A 19406-nucleotide genomic window follows, 5' to 3' on the forward strand; every position below is an offset into this window, starting at 1 on the left:
ATGAATGCTGAAGACGCCTTGAAACTTGCTCGCCGGTTTATCGGGTTGCCCCTGGACAAGCGCCGGATGTTCCTGGCGGCGCTGGACAAGGAGGGCGTCGAGTTCAGCGGTTTCCCCATCCCCCAGGGCGTTGAAGCCGAAGATCGCCAAGCCTTGTCCTACGCCCAGCAGCGCATGTGGTTCCTCTGGCAGCTGGAGCCCGGCAGCGCGGCCTACAACCTGCCGGGGGCGGTGCGGCTCAAGGGCGCGTTGAGCCTGACGGCGCTGGAGCAGGCCTTCGCCAGCCTCGTCGCGCGTCACGAAACCCTGCGTACGGTGTTCCAGCGTCAGGCGGACGATAGCCTGTTGCAAGTGCCGACCTGCGCGCCGCTGCTGATCGAGCAACAGGATTTCAGTGCCTTGCCGGCCGCCGAGCGCGAACGGGCAGTGGCCGAGGCGGCGCAGCAACAGTCACTGCTGCCCTTCGATCTGGCGGTCGGGCCGTTGCTGCGGGTCAAGCTGCTCAAGCTCGACGAGCAGGAACACGTGCTGTTGCTGACCTTGCACCACATCGTCTCCGACGGCTGGTCGATGAACGTGCTGATCGACGAATTCATCCGTTGCTACGACGCCCATGAAGCGGGGCAGTCGCCGCAACTCGCGCCGCTGCCGATCCAGTACAGCGATTACGCCCTGTGGCAGCGCCGCTGGCTCGAAGCGGGCGAGCAGGCGCGGCAACTCGAGTATTGGCAGGCGCAACTGGGCAGCGAGCATCCGGTGCTCGAACTGCCGACCGATCACTCGCGCCCGGCCATGCCGAGCTATCGCGGCAGCCGTCATGAGTTTGCCATCGATGCCGTTTTGGCGGAGCAACTGCGCAGCACCGCCCAGCAGCACGGCATCACGCTGTTCATGCTGTTGCTCGGCGCGTTCAACGTGCTGTTGCATCGCTACAGCGGCCAGTCCGATATCCGCGTCGGTGTGCCGATCGCCAACCGCAATCGCGATGAAATCGAAGGCCTGATCGGCTTCTTCGTCAACACCCAGGTGCTGCGCACCGAACTTGACGGGCAGACGCGGGTTGCCGATTTGCTGCGCGCAGTCAAAGAGACCGCGCTCGGTGCCCAGGCCCATCAGGACCTGCCATTCGAGCGTCTGGTCGAAGCCCTGAAGCTGGAGCGCAGCCTCAGCCATACGCCGCTGTTCCAGGTGATGTACAACCATCAGCCGCACGTAGCCGACCTCACCACGGTCAGCACCGCGTCCGGGTTGGAACTCGGCATGCTCGACTGGCAGGGTCGCACCACCCAGTTCGACCTGACCCTGGACACCTACGAAAAGGCCGGCAAGCTGCACGCCGCGCTGACGTACGCCAACGACCTGTTCGAAGTGCCAACCATCGTGCGCATGGCCCGGCATTGGTTGCGTTTGCTGGCGGCGATGGTCGCCGATCCGTCGCAACGCATCGGCGAATTGCCGCTGCTCGACGCCGATGAGCACAAAACCCTGGTGCACGGTGGCAATGCCACGGCCCAGCGCTATCCGACCGACCGCTGCATGCATCACCTGATTGAAGCCCAGGTGGCGCGCACCCCGGATGCACCGGCGTTGTTGTTTGGCGAACAAAGTCTGAGCTACGCGCAACTCGATGCCCGCGCCAACCGCCTGGCCCATCTGCTGCGTGAGCGCGGTGTGCGGCCGGACACGCTGGTGGGGATCTGTGTCGAGCGTTCGGTGGAAATGGTGGTCGGTCTGCTGGCGATCCACAAGGCCGGCGGCGCCTATGTGCCGCTGGACCCGGAGTACCCGCAGGATCGCCTGGCCTACATGATCGAAGACAGCGGCATCGCGTTGCTGCTGACCCAGCGCTCGCTGGCGGCGGAGCTGCCAACTGATGGCGTCAGCGTGATTCTGCTCGATCAGCCGAGTGGCTGGCTCGACGGTTACAGCGAACGTCGCCCCGAGGTGACGGTTGATCCGTTGAGTCTGGCCTATGTGATCTACACCTCCGGTTCCACTGGCAGACCCAAGGGCGCGGGCAACAGTCACGCGGCTCTGGTCAACCGTGTGTGCTGGATGCAGCAGGCTTACGGCCTGGATGACAGCGATGCGGTGTTGCAAAAAACGCCGTTCAGCTTCGACGTGTCGGTGTGGGAATTCTTCTGGCCGCTGATGGCTGGTGCGTGTCTGGTGGTGGCCGCGCCGGGTGCGCACCGCGACCCGCTGCAATTGATCGATATCATCAACCGTTACCGCATCAGCACGCTGCACTTCGTGCCGTCGATGCTGCAGGCGTTTATCCATGAGCCGGGCGTGCAAACCTGTGAAGGGCTAAGGCGCATCGTCTGCAGCGGCGAAGCCTTGCCGCTGGATGCGCAGAAACAGGTCTTCGCCAAACTGCCGAACACCAGCCTCTACAACCTGTACGGGCCGACCGAAGCGGCCATCGACGTGACCCACTGGACATGCGTCGACGAAGGTGCCGATTGCGTGCCGATCGGTCGGCCGATCGCCAACCTGCGCACCCACGTGCTCGACGCCCAATTGGCGCCGGTGCCGTACGGCGTGCCTGGCGAGTTGTACCTGGGCGGGGCGGGGCTGGCGCGCAGTTATCACCAGCGCCCGGCGCTGACCGCCGAGCGTTTTGTACCGTGCCCCTTCCATGACGGCGCGCGCCTGTACCGCACCGGCGACCGGGTGCGCCAGCGTGCCGACGGGGTGATCGAATACCTTGGCCGCCTCGACCATCAGGTCAAGCTGCGTGGCCTGCGCATTGAGCTGGGCGAAATCGAAACCCGCCTGATGCAGCACCCGCTGGTGCGCGAGGCGGTGGTGTTGGTGCAGGACGGCAAGCATCTGGTGGGTTATCTGGTGCTGGAAAACACCCACCCGCACGAGCAGTGGCAGCAGGACGTCAAAGCGTGGCTGCTGGGCAGTCTGCCGGAATACATGGTGCCGACCTACCTGATGCCGTTGGCCAGATTACCGGTCACCGCCAACGGCAAACTGGACCGCAAGGCCCTGCCGCAACCGGATGCGGCGCCACAGCAGGCGTTCGTCGCGCCGCAGGATGCGCTGCAGATCGCGCTGGCTGGAATATGGCAGGACGTACTCGGGCTGGAGCGGGTCGGCCTCGAAGACAATTTCTTCGAGCTGGGCGGTGATTCGATCATCTCCATTCAAGTGGTGAGCCGTGCGCGGCAGGTCGGTATCGGCATCAATCCGCGTGATCTGTTCCAGTACCAGACCGTGCGCAGCCTGGCCCTGGTCGCCAGCCTCGACCATCACAGTGCGGTGGACCAGGGGCCTATCACCGGCGCGGCTCTCCTCGGGCCGATCCAGCAGCAGTTTTTCTCGCGGCCGATGAACGCCCGTGAGCACTGGAATCAGTCGCTGCTGCTGACCGCTCGCGAGCCCTTGAATGGGCAATGGCTCGATGCGGCGCTGACCTGCGTGATCAATCATCACGATGCCCTGCGCCTGCGCTTTGTGCCGGGCGCGGACGGCTGGCAGCAGAGCCACGGACTGCTGCGGCAAAGCGCTGATCTGTGGTTGCGCGATGCCCAATCCGCCGAGCAACTGAATGCGCTGTGCGACGAGGCGCAGCGCAGCCTCTCCCTGCAAGAAGGGCCGCTGTTGCGCGCCATGTTGGTGAATCTGGCCGACGGCAGTCAGCGGCTGGCGCTGGTCATCCATCACCTGGTGGTAGACGGTGTGTCGTGGCGGGTGTTGCTGGAAGATTTGCAGCAGGCTTACGAACAACTGGCGGCGGGTGGCGGCGTGACCTTGCCGGCCAAGACCAGCGCATTCCAGAGCTGGACCGCGCGTCTGAACGCCGAAGCGCCGCGCTTCGACGATCAGTTGGCCTACTGGAAAGCCCAGCACCAAGGCGCGCTGGACCTGCCGTGTGATCGGCCCCAAGGCAGCCTGGAAAATGCCCACGGCGCGAAGATCGAATGGCGTCTGGATGCCGAACTGACCCGACAATTGCTGCAACGGGCGCCTGCCGCGTATCGCACCCAGGTCAACGATCTGCTGCTGACCGCGCTGGCCCGCACCATCCGTCACTGGAGTGGGCAGCCGGACACGCTGATCGAACTGGAAGGTCATGGCCGTGAAGCGCTGTTCGATGACATCGACCTGACCCGGACGGTGGGTTGGTTCACCAGCCTGTTCGCGGTGAAACTGACGGCCAGCGACGATCTCGGTGGGTCGATCAAGGCGATCAAGGAACACCTGCGCGGCGTCCCGGACAAAGGCCTGGGTTATGGCGTGCTGCGTCATTTGGCGGCACCTTCGGTGCGCGCCGAACTGGCGGACCTGGCGCCACCGCGCATCACGTTCAACTATCTCGGCCAGTTCGACCGGCAGTTCGATGAGGCGGCGTTGTTCGTGCCCTCCAGCGAAGGCAGTGGCGTCGCCCAGGACCCGACGGCACCCCTGGCCAACTGGCTGACCGTGGAAGGTCAGGTCTATGGCGGCGAACTGGCGATGAGCTGGGGGTTCAGCCGTGAGATGTTCGACCGCGCGACCGTGCAGCAACTGGTCGATCGATACGCCATTGAGCTCAAGGCGCTGATCGAACACTGCGCCAACCTGGTCACGCCGCAAGCCACACCGTCGGATTTCCCGATGGCGCCTGTCACTCAGGCGCAACTCGACGGGCTGCCGGTGCCGGCCGGCCAGCTCGACGATCTCTATCCACTGTCGCCGATGCAACAGGGGCTGTTGTTCCACACCCTCTACGAGCAGGCCGCCGGTGAGTACGTCAACCAGTTGCGGGTGGACGTGCAAGGCCTGGACACCGAACGTTTCCGCGCCGCTTGGCAAGCCACCGTCGATGCGCAGGACATCTTGCGCAGCGGCTTCGTCTGGCAGGGGCAATTGCAGCAGCCGCTGCAGATCGTCCACAAGAAGGTGCAATTGCCATTCACGGTGCTGGACTGGCGCGAGCATAGTGATCCGTCGCAGGCCCTTGCCGCGCTGGCCGATAGCGAGCGAGCGCAAGGTTTCGATCTGAGCCAGGCGCCGCTGTTGCGCCTGGTGCTGGTGCAGACCGGCGCCGGGCAATGGCATTTGATCTACACCTATCACCACATCTTGATGGACGGCTGGAGCAATTCGCAGCTGCTCGGTGAGGTGATGCAACGCTACAGCGGTCGCACGTCGGCCAGCGCCGTCGGGGGCTATCGCGATTACATCGCCTGGCTGCAACGTCAGGACGGGCAATTGAGCGAGGCGTTCTGGAGCGCTCAACTGGCGACTTTGCAGGAGCCGACCCGCTTGGCGAGTGTGATGTCCGCCAGCGAAATCCACAGCGGTCATGGCGATCACTTCCAGACCCTGGACGTCCCGCGCACCCAGGCCCTGGAACAGTTTGCCCGCCAGCAGAAAGTCACCCTCAATACCCTGGTGCAAGCGGCGTGGCTGTTGTTGCTGCAACGCTATACCGGTCACGACTGCGTGGCCTTTGGTGCCACCGTGGCCGGGCGTCCGGCGGACTTGCCGGGCATCGAGCAACAGGTCGGCCTGTTCATCAACACGTTGCCGGTGATCGCCGCGCCGCGCCCGGATCAGTCGGTCGGCGCCTGGCTGCAAGCGGTGCAGGCGCAGAACCTGAGCCTGCGCGATTTCGAGCACACGCCGTTGGCCGACATCCAGCGCTGGGCCGGGCAGGGCGGCGAAGCGCTGTTCGACAACATCCTGGTGTTCGAAAACTACCCCATCGCTCAGGCCCTGCAAGAAGGCGCCGGGCAGGGCGTGGTGTTCGGTGAGGTCACTCACCAGGAGCAAACCCATTATCCGTTGAGTGTTGCGGTGACCATTGGCCAGAGCCTGGCGCTGCACTACAGCTTCGACCGGGCGCATTTCAGCCCGGCGGCCATCGCCGGCATCAGCGAGCACCTGTTGCAACTGCTGGAACGCTTCGCCGAATCGGCGCTGCGCAACCTGGGGGAAATCGCCTTGGCCGGCGCCGAGGAGCAGGCTCGGCAACAGGCGGCCAACCATCCGCAGCCATACCCGACCGACATTGCCGTACACCAGCGCATCGCCCATCTGGCAGCGCTAAACCCACACAGCACGGCGGTGATCTTTGACGGTCAGCGTTTCAGTTATGGCGACATCGAGCGGCGGGCGAACCAATTGGCCCACGCACTGATGGCCCATGGTGTGGGCCCGGAAACCCGGGTCGGCGTGGCCTTGCCGCGCAGCGAAGGGGTGATTGTCGCGCTGCTGGCGGTGCTCAAGGCCGGAGGTGCTTATGTGCCGCTGGACACCGGCTATCCCCGTGAACGCCTGGCGTACCTGATCGAGGATTCAGGGCTGGCGTTGTTGCTCACCGACTCCCGGGTGTCGGCGCAGTTGCCGTTGGAAGGCGCCGCCCAGGTGCTGGAACTCGATCGCCTGGACCTGAGCCTGCAACCGCTGAGCGCACCGTCCGTCCAGATCGACCCGCAAAACCTCGCCTATGTGATCTACACCTCCGGTTCCACCGGAAATCCCAAGGGTGTGAGTGTGGCCCATGGTCCGCTGGCGATGCACTGCCAGGCCATCGGCGAGCGCTATGAAATGCACAGCAGCGATTGCGAATTCCATTTCATGTCCTTCGCTTTCGACGGTGCCCATGAGCGCTGGCTCACCAGCCTGACCCACGGTGCCTCCTTGCTGATTCGCGATGACAGCCTGTGGACCCCGGCACAAACCTACAACGCCCTGCGCGAGCACGCTGTGACGGTGGTGGCGTTCCCGCCGGTGTACCTGCAACAACTGGCCGAACACGCCGAGCGCGAAGGCAACCCGCCGAAGGTGCGGATCTATTGCTTTGGCGGCGATGCGGTGGCCAACGCCAGTTTCGAACGGGTCAAGCGTGCCTTGAATCCAGATTTCATCATCAACGGCTACGGCCCGACCGAAACCGTGGTCACGCCGCTGATCTGGAAAGCGGGTCGTGACGAGGTGTGCGCCGCCGCGTATGCGCCCATCGGCAGCCGCATCGGCGACCGCAGCGCCTACGTGCTGGACGCCGACCTGAACCTGCTGCCCCAGGGCATGGCCGGTGAGCTGTACCTGGGCGGCAGCGGTCTGGCTCGTGGTTACCTCAACCGCCCAGGCTTGACGGCCGAGCGGTTTATCGCCGACCCGTTCAGTGCTGGTGGTGGCTTGCTGTACCGCACCGGCGACCTGGTGCGCCAGCGCGCCGACGGCACGTTCGATTACCTGGACCGCATCGACAACCAGGTGAAGATTCGTGGTTTCCGTATCGAACTGGGGGAAGTCGAAGCCAGCCTGCAAGCCCTCGAGGGCGTGCGTGAAGCGGTGGTGGTCGCCCAGGAAGGCAGCGCCGGCAGCGGCAAGCGTCTGGTGGCCTATGTGGTGGCCGATGAATCAATGGCGCCGCGTGCCGATTTCACCGAGCACCTGCGCGACCAACTCAAGGCCACCCTGCCGGCGCACATGGTTCCGGCCTATCTGCTGCTGCTCGAACGCCTGCCACTGACCCCCAACGGCAAGCTCGACCGCAAGAACCTGCCCAAGCCTGACGTCAGTCAATTGCAGCAACGCTACGTGGCACCGCGCAGCACCCTGGAGCAGCAACTGGCGTCCATCTGGCAGGACGTGCTCAAGCTCGGCCAAGTCGGCCTGCGGGATAACTTCTTCGAACTGGGGGGCGACTCCATCGTCTCGATCCAGGTGGTCAGCCGCGCCCGTCAGGCCGGTATTCACTTCACCCCCAAAGACTTGTTCCAGCACCAGACCATCGAAGCGTTGGCGGTGGTGGCGCGTTCGGGTGAAACCACGCACGTCATCGATCAAGGGCCGGTGAGCGGTAAGCTGACCCTGTTGCCGGTGCAACGGCTGTTCTTCGGGCAGGCGATCCCTGAGCGTCAGCACTGGAACCAGGCGGTGATGCTCAAACCCACGCACGCTCTGGATGCCCGCGTGCTGGCGCAAGCCTTGAGCGCGCTGGTGGTGCACCACGATGGCCTGCGCTTGAGCTTCAGCGAACGCAGCGAGGGCTGGCAGGCCACTTACCGGTCCCCGGCCAGCCACTGCGCAGAGCTGCTTTGGGCGGTGGACGTGCCTGACGCCCAGGCGCTGGAAAACATTGCCAACCGCGCGCAACGCAGCCTGGACCTGCAAGACGGGCCGCTGCTGCGGGCGGTGCTGGCGACGTTGGCCGATGGCAGTCAGCGGCTGTTGCTGGTGATCCATCACCTGGTGGTGGATGGCGTGTCGTGGCGGATTCTGTTCGACGATCTGCAAAGCGCCTACCGGCAACTGGCCGACGGCGGGATGCTGCAGTTGCCGGCGAAAACCACCTCGGCACAGGTCTGGGCCGAACGTTTGCAAGGTTATGCCCGCAGCGCGTCGTTGCAGGAAGAACTGGCCTACTGGCAGACCCGGCTGGAGGGTGTCGATGGGCGGTTGCCGATGGACAATCCCCAGGGTGGCCAGCACAACCACCTCGCGCTGACGGTACGCACCCGGCTCGATGCTTCATTGACTCGCCAACTGCTGCAAGACGCGCCCAAGGCCTATCGCACCCAGGTCAATGATCTGCTGCTCACCGCTTTGGCCCGGGTCATGGTGCGCTGGACCGGCACCGACAGCGCGTTGATCCAGCTCGAAGGCCATGGCCGCGAAGCGTTGTTCGATGACGTGGACCTGACCCGCACCGTCGGTTGGTTCACCAGCCTGTACCCGGCCAGACTGACGCCGTCGATGGACCTGGGGACCTCTCTCAAGCAGATCAAGGAGCAGTTGCGCTCGATCCCCAACAAAGGCCTGGGTTTCGGTGCCTTGGCTCATCTGGCGGATAACCCGACGCAGGCGATCCTTTCCCGGCTGCCGGTACCGCAGCTGACCTTCAATTACCTGGGGCAGTTCGATGCCAGCTTCAGCGAAGCGCAAGGTGCCTTGTTCGTGCCGGCCAGCGAAGGCGCCGGCGATGAATTGAACGCCCAGGCTCCGCTGTCCAACGTCCTGGCGCTGAACGGCCAAGTGTTTGGCGGCGAACTGAACCTGGGCTGGACCTTCAGCCGCGAGCAGTTCAACGAAGCCACCGTCCAGGCCCTGGCCGACGATTACGCCCGCGAGCTGCAAGGCTTGATCGAACATTGCTGCCACGGCGAGCATGGCGGCGTGACGCCGTCGGACTTCCCCCTGGCCCGCCTGAACCAGCAGCAACTCGATGATTTGCCGGTGGCGACGGCGCAGATCGCCGACCTGTATCCACTGTCGCCGATGCAACAAGGGATGCTGTTCCATAGCGTCTACGGCGACGCCACGGGCGACTACATCAACCAATTGCGCCTGGACGTTGAAGGCCTGGAGCCGCAACGTTTCCGTCAAGCCTGGCAGGCGGCGGTGGACGCCCATGACATCTTGCGCACACGGTTTGTCTGGCAGGGTGACCTGCCAGATCCGGTGCAGATCGTCAGCAAGCAATTGGACTTGCCTTACCGCTTACATGATTTGCGGGACGATGCGCAGCGCGATGAAACCTTGCAGGCCCTGGCCGAAGCCGAGCGTCGGCAGCTGGACCTGAGCGCGCCGGCGCTGTTGCGACTGCTGATCGTGCGGCTCGATGAGCGGCGCTATCAGTTGATCTACACCCACCATCACATCTTGATGGACGGCTGGAGCAATTCCCAGTTGCTGGGGGAAGTGTTGCAGCGCTACAGCGGCCAGAGCGTCTCGGTTCACGGCAGTCGTTACCGCGACTACATCGCCTGGCTGCAACGCCAGGATGGCGCCGCCAGCGAAGCGTTCTGGAGACCTGCGCTGCAACGTTTGGAGGCCCCGACGCGGCTGGCCGATGCCATTGCGCAGTCCGGGGAGGCCGACACGGGCTACGGCGATCACGTGCAGGTTCTGGACGAGACGCTGACCCGCCGTCTGGAAGCTTTCGCCCGTGCCTCGAAAGTCACCGTCAACACGCTGGTGCAGGCCGCGTGGCTGCTGCTGTTGCAGCGTTACACCGGCAAAGACACCGTAGCCTTCGGCGCGACGGTGGCCGGTCGTCCGGCGGACTTGCCCGGCATCGAGCAGCAGATCGGCCTGTTTATCAACACCCTGCCGGTGATCGCCAGCCCTCGGGCCGAGCAGTCCCTGGACAGTTGGCTGCAAGCGCTACAAGCACAGAACCTGGCGCTGCGCGAGTTCGAGCACACCGCGCTGCTGGATATCCAGCGCTGGGCCGGGCAGGGCGGTGAAGCGCTGTTCGACAGTTTGCTGGTGTTCGAGAACTACCCGATTGCCCAGGCCTTGGAACAGGGCGCACCGGACGGTTTGCGCTTTGGCCCGGCGCTCACCCAGGAACAAACCAGCTACCCATTGACGCTGTTGGTGGGGTTGGATCGGCAACTGTCGGTGCACATGAGCTACCAGCAGGCGAGCTTCTCGGCGGCCACGGTAGAACGGCTGGCGACCCATCTGGTTCAGTTGCTGGGCCAGATGACCGATAGCGGCGAGCGTTGCCTGAGTGAACTGTCGATGCTGGAGTTCGATGAGCATCAGCGCCTGACCCACGACTGGAATCCGCTGGACGCGCCGTTCGAGCAAAACCTGTGCATTCACCAGATGATTGCTCGCCAGGCCGAGGCCACACCGGATGCCCTGGCGGTGACCTTCGCCAATACCCGATTGAGCTACAGCGAAGTCGATGGCCGCGCCAATCGCCTGGCCCACCAGCTCATCGAAATGGGCGTGGGCCCGGAAGTGCGCGTGGGCGTGGCGATGCCGCGCTCCGAGCACCTGCTGATCGCCTTGCTGGCGGTGCTCAAGGCCGGCGGCGCCTACGTGCCGCTGGACCCGGATTACCCGGCCGAGCGCGTGGCCTACATGCTCGACGACAGCCGCGCCAAAGTGCTGCTGACCGAACAGGCGGTAGTGGCAACGCTGAGCGTGCCGGCCGAAACCGCCGTGCTCATGCTGGATCAGCTCGACCTGGCGCACTACCCATTGAGCGCACCGCGCACAACCGTGACGCCCGACAACCTCGCCTACGTGATCTACACCTCCGGTTCCACCGGCCAACCCAAGGGCGTGGCGATTGCCCATCGCAACGTGCTGGCGCTGATCGACTGGTCCAGATCGGTCTACAGCCACGATGACATTCAGGGCGTGCTCGCTTCGACCTCGGTGTGCTTCGACTTGTCGGTGTGGGAGCTGTTCGTGACCCTGGCCAACGGCGGTTCGCTGATCATCGCCCGCAACGCCCTGGAACTGCCGCAACTGCCGACCCGCGATCAAGTACGGCTGATCAACAGCGTGCCCTCGGCCATCGCCGCGTTGCAGCGCAGCGGCGAGATTCCAGCCAGTGTGCGCATCATCAACCTGGCCGGGGAACCGCTGAAGCAAAGCCTGGTGGATGCGCTGTATCAGCACCCCATCGGTGGGAGCGAGCCAGTGGAAGCAAAACCAGTAGGAACAGAGCCTGTGGGAGCAAAGCTTGCTCGCGATAGCATCCTATCGGCTGGCCCATGTGTAACTGACCCACCGCCATCGCGAGCAAGCTTTGCTCCCACAGACTGTGCTTCCACAGGAGTGCTCCCACAAGGGATTGAGCACGTCTACGACCTTTACGGCCCCTCGGAAGACACCACCTATTCCACCTGGACCCGCCGCACTGCCGGCGGCACGGCGAACATCGGCCGACCCGTCAAGCACACCGCCAGCTACCTGCTCGACGCCGACCTGCAAGCGGTGCCCCAGGGCGTTTCAGCCGAGCTGTACCTGAGCGGCGCGGGTATCACCCGTGGCTACCTCGGCCGCGCCGCGATGACCGCCGAGAAGTATGTGCCCAACCCATTTTCCACAACCGGCGAACGTCTGTACCGCACGGGTGACTTGAGCCGTTATCGCGCCGATGGCGTGCTCGAGTATCAGGGCCGCATCGACCATCAGGTGAAGATCCGCGGCTTCCGCATCGAGTTGGGAGAAATCGAAGCACGGCTGCTGCAACAGCCCCAGGTGCGTGAGGTGGCGGTGCTGGCCCAGGACGTGTCGGGCGGCCAGCAACTGGTGGCCTACGTGGTCGCTCCGTCCCTGAATCTGGATGACACCGAGGAGCAACGCGCACTGCGCGATGAACTCAAGGCCAGGCTCAAGGACTACCTGCCCGACTACATGATCCCGACCCATCTGCTGTTCCTCGAGCAATTGCCGCTGACCCCCAACGGCAAGCTCGACCGCAAGGCCCTGCCGGCTGTGGACACTGGCTGGTTGCAGGCCGGTTATGTCGCTCCGGTCACTGAGCTTGAGCAGCAGGTCGCGGCGATCTGGGCACAGGTGCTCACGGTGCAGCGCGTGGGCCTGAACGATCACTTTTTCGAGCTGGGCGGCCATTCGCTGCTGGCGGTCAATGTCGTCTCGCGCATGGCGCTCGAACTGGGGTTGACCCTGACCCCGCAACTGATTTTCCAGCACCCCGTCCTGAGGGATTTTGTCGCGCAACTGGACACCGGGGACGCGCCAATCAATGAACAGAAACTCAGCAAGCTGCAAGCCCTGCTTGATGAAATGGAGGAAGTCTGATGGACAAGAGTGTTGCTTTGACGATTGCCAAGCGCTTTATCACTCTGCCGCTGGACAAACGTAAGCTGTACCTGGAGAAAATGCTCGAAGAGGGCGTCTCGCCGGCCAATCTGCCGATTCCCCAGGTCCGTCTCGGGTTCGAACACATCCCGCTCTCCTACGCCCAGGAACGTCAATGGTTCCTCTGGCAAATGGATCCCCACAGCTCGGCTTACCACATCCCCAGTGCCCTGCGCCTCAAAGGGCAGTTGGACGTGCCGGCCCTGGAGCGCAGTTTCAACGCACTGCTCGATCGCCACGAAAGCTTGCGCACCACCTTCGGCGAGAACGGCGAGCAAACCGTGCAGGTTATCCACCAGCATATGTCCCTGGGCATCGCCGTGCAGGCCTTGCCCGCCGCTCCGTCGGCCAGCGAGGACGACGCCATCAAGGCGTTCGTCGAGGCTGAAACCGCACGCCCGTTCGATTTGCGCCAGGGGCCGTTGCTGCGGGTTTCGCTGTTGAAAATCGCCGAGGACGACCACGTGCTGGCGCTGATCCAGCACCACATCATTGCCGATGGCTGGTCGATGCAGGTGCTGGTGGATGAGTTGGTGCGTCACTACGCGGCCGACACCGCCGGCCAGCCGTTGGCGTTGCCAGCGCTGAGCGTGCAATACGCCGACTATGCGATCTGGCAGCGTCACTGGCTCGAGGCCGGTGAGCGTGAGCGGCAGTTGGCCTACTGGGTGCAGACCCTGGGCGACGAACAACCGGTATTGGAGTTGCCCCTCGATCATCCGCGCCCGCCCGTGCAGAGTTTTCGCGGTGCGCGCCTGGACCTGAACCTGCCGCCGGAACTGGGCGCGGCGCTCAAACAGTTGGCCCAGCGCGAAGGCGCCAGTCTGTTCATGGTCTTGCTGGCCTCGTTCCAGGCCTTGCTGCACCGCTACAGCGGCCAGCCGCAGATTCGCGTCGGCGTGCCGGTGGCTAACCGCAATCGGGTCGAGACCGAGGGCCTGATCGGCTTTTTCGTCAACACCCAGGTGCTCAACGCCCATGTGGATGGACAACTGCCGTTCGACCGTTTGCTCGCGCAGGTCAAGCAGTCGGCCATGGCGGCCCAGGCTCATCAGGACTTGCCGTTCGAGCAGTTGATTGAGGCCCTGCAACCTGAACGCAGCCTCAGCCACAGTCCGATCTTCCAGGTCATGTTCAACCACCAGACCGCCAGCGACACCCAGGACCGGCAACAGCAACTGCCGCACTTGAGCGTCGAGGACCTGGTGTGGGAAGGGCGCACCGCTCAGTTCGATCTGACCCTGGGCACTTATGAAACCGGGCAGGGTGTCGCGGCGGAGCTGACTTACGCCACCGACCTGTTCGAACCCCACACCATCGAACGCCTGGCCCGCCACTGGCAGAACCTGTTGCAGGGCATCGTCGATGCGCCGCAGCAGCGCATCGGTGAGTTGCCGCTGCTCGACACCGCCCAGCAGCGTCGCACACAGCAAGACTGGCACCGCGTGGTCGACCATGGCAGCGACGCCCTGTGCGTGCACCAGCGCATCGCCGAACAGGCGCGGATAACGCCTGATGCACTGGCGCTGACCATTGATGGACAGACCTTGAGCTACGGGCAACTGGAGGCCTGCGCCAACCAACTCGCCCACCGCTTGATCGGCCTGGGCGTGACGCCGGACCAGCCGGTGGGCATCGCGGTGCAGCGTAGCACCGAGATGCTTGTCGGCCTGCTGGCGATTCTCAAGGCCGGCGGCGCTTATGTGCCGTTGGACCCGGCGTACCCCGAGGATCGCCTGGCCTACATGATCCAGGACAGCGGCATCGAGTTGCTGCTGACCCAGGCCCGCTTGCAGGCTCAACTGCCGATCCCGGCGACCCTGCGCACCCTGTTGCTGGACCAGCCGGACGCCGCGTGGCAGGCCGCACCGTCCACATGCCCGGCGGTGCCATTGACCACCGAGCACCTGGCCTACGTCATCTACACCTCCGGTTCCACCGGTAAACCCAAGGGCGTCATGGTCCGCCATGGCGCGCTGAGCAACTTCGTCACCAGCATGATCGCCCGGCCAGGCATCACGGCCAGCGATCGCATGCTGTCGCTGACGACGTTTTCCTTCGACATTTTTGGCCTGGAAATCTACGGGCCGTTGTCGGCCGGGGCCAGCGTGGTGCTGACCGGCCAGGACGTGCATCAGGATCCACAAGCGGTGCTGGCGCTGATCGAGCGTCACGACGTGAGCGTGCTGCAAGCCACACCTTCGAGCTGGCGCATGTTGCTGGATCATGAGCACTCGGCGGTGCTGGCCGGTCGCACGTTCCTCTGCGGCGGCGAGGCGTTGCCCCTGGAGTTGGCGCAACGACTGCTGGCACTTTCGCCGAAGGTCTGGAATCTCTATGGCCCGACCGAAACCACGATCTGGTCGGCGGTGCATCCGCTGAGTCTGGAAAACAGCCGTCCGTTCCTGGGCAAGCCGCTGGACAACACCGCCCTGTACATCGTAGGCAGTGACCTGACGCTCAACCCTCCGGGCGCGCCGGGTGAGTTGCTGATCGGCGGCGACGGGCTGGCCCGCGGCTACTTTCAACGTCCGGCGTTGACCGCCGAACGGTTTGTGCCTGACCCGTTCTCCACCTGTGGCGAGCGGCTGTACCGCACCGGCGACCTGACCCGTTATCGGGCCGAAGGCGTGGTCGAGTACATCGGACGCATCGACCATCAGGTCAAGATTCGCGGCTTGCGTATCGAGCTGGGTGAAATCGAAGCCGCATTGCTGGCCCAGGACACTGTGCGGGAAACCGTGGTGGTGGCCCATGAGGCCCCGACCGGTGCGCAACTGGTGGGTTACGTGGTGCTCGCGATCGGTGAAGCAGCGGACGAGGCTTCGTTACGCGCTTCGCTCAAGGCCGCGCTCAAGGCGCAATTGCCCGAGTACATGGTTCCGGCGCACTTGGTGTTCCTGGCACAACTGCCGCTGACGCCCAATGGCAAGGTCGATCGCAAGGCGTTGCCGGCGCCCGATGTGGGCGAAGTGCAGCGGCTTTACGTGGCGCCCCGCAGTCAGCGTGAGCAACAGGTGGCGGCGATCTGGCAGGAGGTGCTCAAGCTTGAGCGGGTAGGGCTGGAGGACAACTTCTTCGAATTGGGCGGGCACTCGCTGCTGGTCACCCAGGTGGTGTCTCGGGTCCGTCGAGCGTTGGCTATCGAGGTGCCGCTGCGCAGCCTGTTCGAACACAGCACGTTGCAGGACTTCGTCAATGCCCTCGACGCCGGCCAAGGCGAACTGGCGCCCGCGATGGTGCCGGTGTCGCGTGACGCACCGCTGCCGCTGTCGTTCGCCCAGGAACGCCAGTGGTTCCTGTGGAAAATGGACCCCGACAGTGCCGCCTACAATATTCCGACCGCGCTGCGGATGCACGGTGCGCTGGACAAAATCGCCCTGCGCCAGAGTTTTGAAGCGCTACTGCAACGTCACGAAAGCCTGCGCACAGCGTTCGTGGAGGACGATGGCCACACCTGCCAGGTGATTCGTCCGCAGGGGCAGGTCCACTTCGTCGAGCAACGCCTGGCAGTGGCTGACGAGGCCAGTATTCAGGCGTTCCTCGAGCAGCAGACGCAACGCCCGTTCGATCTGCTGAGCGAGGCGCTGTTGCGCGTGGCGCTGCTGGAGTTGAGCGAGCAGGAGCACATTCTGGTCCTGACCGTGCATCACATCGTTGCCGACGCCTGGTCGTTGCAGGTGATGGTCGACGACCTGATGAGTCTGTATTCGGCGTTCATTCAGGAACAGCCTGCGCAGTTGCCGCCTCTGGCGGTGCAATACGCCGACTATGCCGTCTGGCAGCGGCAATGGATGGCCGCCGGCGAACGGGAGCGACAACTGGCCTACTGGACCGGGCAACTGGGCAGCGAGCAACCGCTGTTGGAGCTGCCCACGGACCATCCGCGCCCGGCGCAGCAAAGCCTGCGCGGCGCGCGTTTGCCGATTGTGCTGGATCGCTCGCTGAGCGACGCTCTCAAAGCCCTGGCCCGACGGGAAAACGTCACGCTGTTCGTGCTGTTGCTCGGTTCTTTCCAGGCGCTGCTACATCGCTACAGCGGTCAGGCCGACATCCGCGTCGGGGTGCCGATTGCCAACCGTTATCGCCTGGAAACCGAGCGGTTGATCGGTTTCTTCGTCAATACCCAAGTGCTGCGGGCCGAATTCCACCGTGATCTGACCGGCGCGGATTTGCTGCAACAACTCAAGCAGACAGCCATGGCGGCGCAGATGCATCAGGACCTGCCGTTCGAGCAATTGGTCGATGCCTTGCAACCGCAGCGCAACCTGAGCCACAGCCCGTTGTTCCAGGCCATGTTCAACCACCGCAACGAAACCGGTGCGGCACTGGCCAATGCCTTGCCGGGCCTGGCGGTCGAACCGCTTGGCTGGGAACAGCGCACCGCACAATTCGACCTGAGCCTGGATACCAGTGAGAGCCCGCAAGGCCTGCACGCCGCCCTGACCTACGCCACGGATCTGTTTGAGCCGGCCACCATCGAGCGCATGGGCCGGCATTGGCTCAACCTGTTGCAAGGCCTGGTGCAGGACCTGCATCGGCCCGTTGCGCAGTGGGCGCTACTGGACGCTGACGAACGGCGGCGGATGCTGCTCGACTGGAACGCGACGACGGCGCAATACCCCCTCGATCGCAGTGTGCATGGGTTGATCGAAGAACAGGTGCGGCGAACCCCGGACGCCCCGGCGCTGGTTTTCGGCGAGCAACGCCTGACGTATGCCCAGCTCAATGCTCGGGCCAATTGCTTGGCTCACCGGCTGATCGAGCAGGGTGTCGGTCCGGATGTGCTGGTGGGCATTGCCGTGGAGCGTTCCGTGGAAATGGTGCTGGGGCTGTTGGCGATTCTCAAGGCCGGCGGTGCCTACGTGCCCCTGGACCCGGAATATCCACGGGAGCGCCTGGCCTATATGTTCGAAGACAGCGGTATCGGTTTGCTGCTGACCCAGAGCCACTTGCTCGAACAATTGCCGATCCCGCCGGGGCTGCGCAGCCTGGTGCTGGATCTGCCCGATGACGGGCTGCAAGCAGGCCGCGACGCCAATCCGCACGTCAGACTCGACGGCGAAAACCTGGCGTATGTGATCTACACCTCGGGTTCCACCGGCAAGCCCAAGGGCGCGGGTAATCGTCATTCGGCGTTGGTCAATCGGCTGTGCTGGATGCAGGACGCGTATCGGCTGGAGGCGGACGACAGCGTGCTGCAAAAAACGCCGTTCAGTTTCGACGTGTCGGTCTGGGAGTTTTTCTGGCCGCTGCTGACCGGCTCGACACTGGTGGTGGCCGCGCCGGGCGCTCATCGCGACCCGACACAACTGATCGAACTGATCACCGCGCAACGCATCACCACGCTGCACTTCGTGCCGTCGATGTTGCAGGCTTTCCTGCAAGACCCACGCGTGGCCGAATGCACCAGCCTGAAACGCATTGTGTGCAGCGGCGAAGCCTTGCCGGTGGATGCGCAGCAGCAGGTGTTCGCCAAACTGCCGAACGCCGGCCTGTACAACCTCTACGGTCCGACCGAGGCGGCCATCGACGTGACCCATTGGACCTGTGTCGAGGAGGGGCGCGACAGCGTGCCGATCGGTCAACCGATTGCCAACCTTGGCACCTGCATCCTTGATGATGAACTGTCACCGGTGCCAGTGGGGGTGATCGGCGAGCTGTACCTGGCGGGCGAGGGCCTGGCCCGTGGTTACCATCGACGTCCGGCGCTGACGGCCGAGCGGTTCGTGACCGGCCCCTTCGGCAATGGTCAGCGCCTGTATCGCACCGGCGACCTGGCGCGCTACCGCGCCGATGGCGTGATCGAATACGCCGGGCGGATGGATCATCAGGTGAAGATCCGTGGCTTGCGTATCGAGTTGGGTGAAATTGAAGCGCGCCTGGCCGAGCACGACGACGTGCGTGAAGCCGTTGTCATCGCTCAGGACGGGAGCTTGCTGGTGGCCTACGTGGTGCCGGCGCGCGCCGAGTTGCTGGCCGCCGAAGACATCGTTCGCCAGACACTGCAAGGTCATCTCAAGGAGCATTTGAGCCAGGCCTTGCCCGACTACATGGTGCCGCAGCACTGGTTGTGGCTGGAAAAAATGCCCGTCAGCCCCAACGGCAAACTGGAGCGCAAGGCGCTGCCCAAGGCCGATATCACCGCCAACCCCAAGGCTTACATCGCACCGGTCACCGCCATCGAACAGGCGTTGGCCGGTATCTGGCAAAGCGTGCTCGGGCGCGGGCAAGTGGGGCTCAGCGACAACTTCTTCGAGCTGGGGGGCGATTCGATCGTCTCCATCCAGATGGTCAGCCGGGCCCGTCAGGCAGGCATCCATTTCAGCCCCAAGGATCTGTTCATACATCAGACCATCCAGGGTCTGGCCAGCGTGGCGACCCTGGGTGACAGCGGGCTGGCTATCGATCAGGGGCCGGTGACGGGAGAGACGCTGCTGCTGCCGTTCCAGCAATGGTTTTTCGACCAGCCCATGGCCGAGCCTCATCACTGGAACCAGTCGGTGCTGCTCAAGGGGTTGCGGCCTTTACACGCCGGGCATCTGGAGCAGGCGTTGCAGGCATTGGTTGCCCATCACGATGCCTTGCGCCTGGCCTTCAGGCGTGAGGACGACGCCTGGACCGCTCGCCATCAAACACTCGCTGAACAGCAGGCGAACTGGCGTCGCTCACCGCTGTTGTGGACGGCTGAGGTGGCAGATGCCCCGGCGCTGGAGCGCCTGGCCGAACAAGCCCAGCGCAGCCTGGACCTGGAAAGCGGCGCGTTGTTGCGCGGTGTCCTGGCGAACCTGGCCGATGGCAGCCAACGGCTGTTGCTGGTGATCCAT

General features: G+C 64.2%; 2 protein-coding genes (1 of these 2 running past the window's edge). Both read left to right on the forward strand.

Features of this window, described 5'->3' with window-relative positions; all coding sequences use genetic code 11:
* On the forward strand, nt 1-12519 hold the full coding sequence (locus tag BW979_RS12215; protein ID WP_076383885.1) for a non-ribosomal peptide synthetase: 12519 nt from the start codon (nt 1-3) through the stop codon (nt 12517-12519).
* Nucleotides 12519-19406, forward strand: partial view of a non-ribosomal peptide synthetase gene (locus BW979_RS12220; RefSeq protein WP_076383886.1) — the 5' portion only. It continues 6768 nt past the right edge of the window; the window shows 6888 of its 13656 coding nt (coding positions 1-6888); it begins with the start codon at nt 12519-12521; its stop codon lies off the right edge, out of view. The genes BW979_RS12215 and BW979_RS12220 overlap by 1 nt, the downstream gene beginning before the upstream one ends.

The sequence above is a fragment of the Pseudomonas sp. A214 genome (assembly GCF_900156295.1).
GTDB classification, from domain to species: Bacteria; Pseudomonadota; Gammaproteobacteria; order Pseudomonadales; family Pseudomonadaceae; genus Aquipseudomonas; species Aquipseudomonas rhizophila.

Coding starts and splice junctions, on each gene's coding strand:
- BW979_RS12215 (WP_076383885.1), top strand. CDS start 1: ATGAATGCTGAAGACGCCTTGAAACTTGCTCGCCGGTTTATCGGGTTG.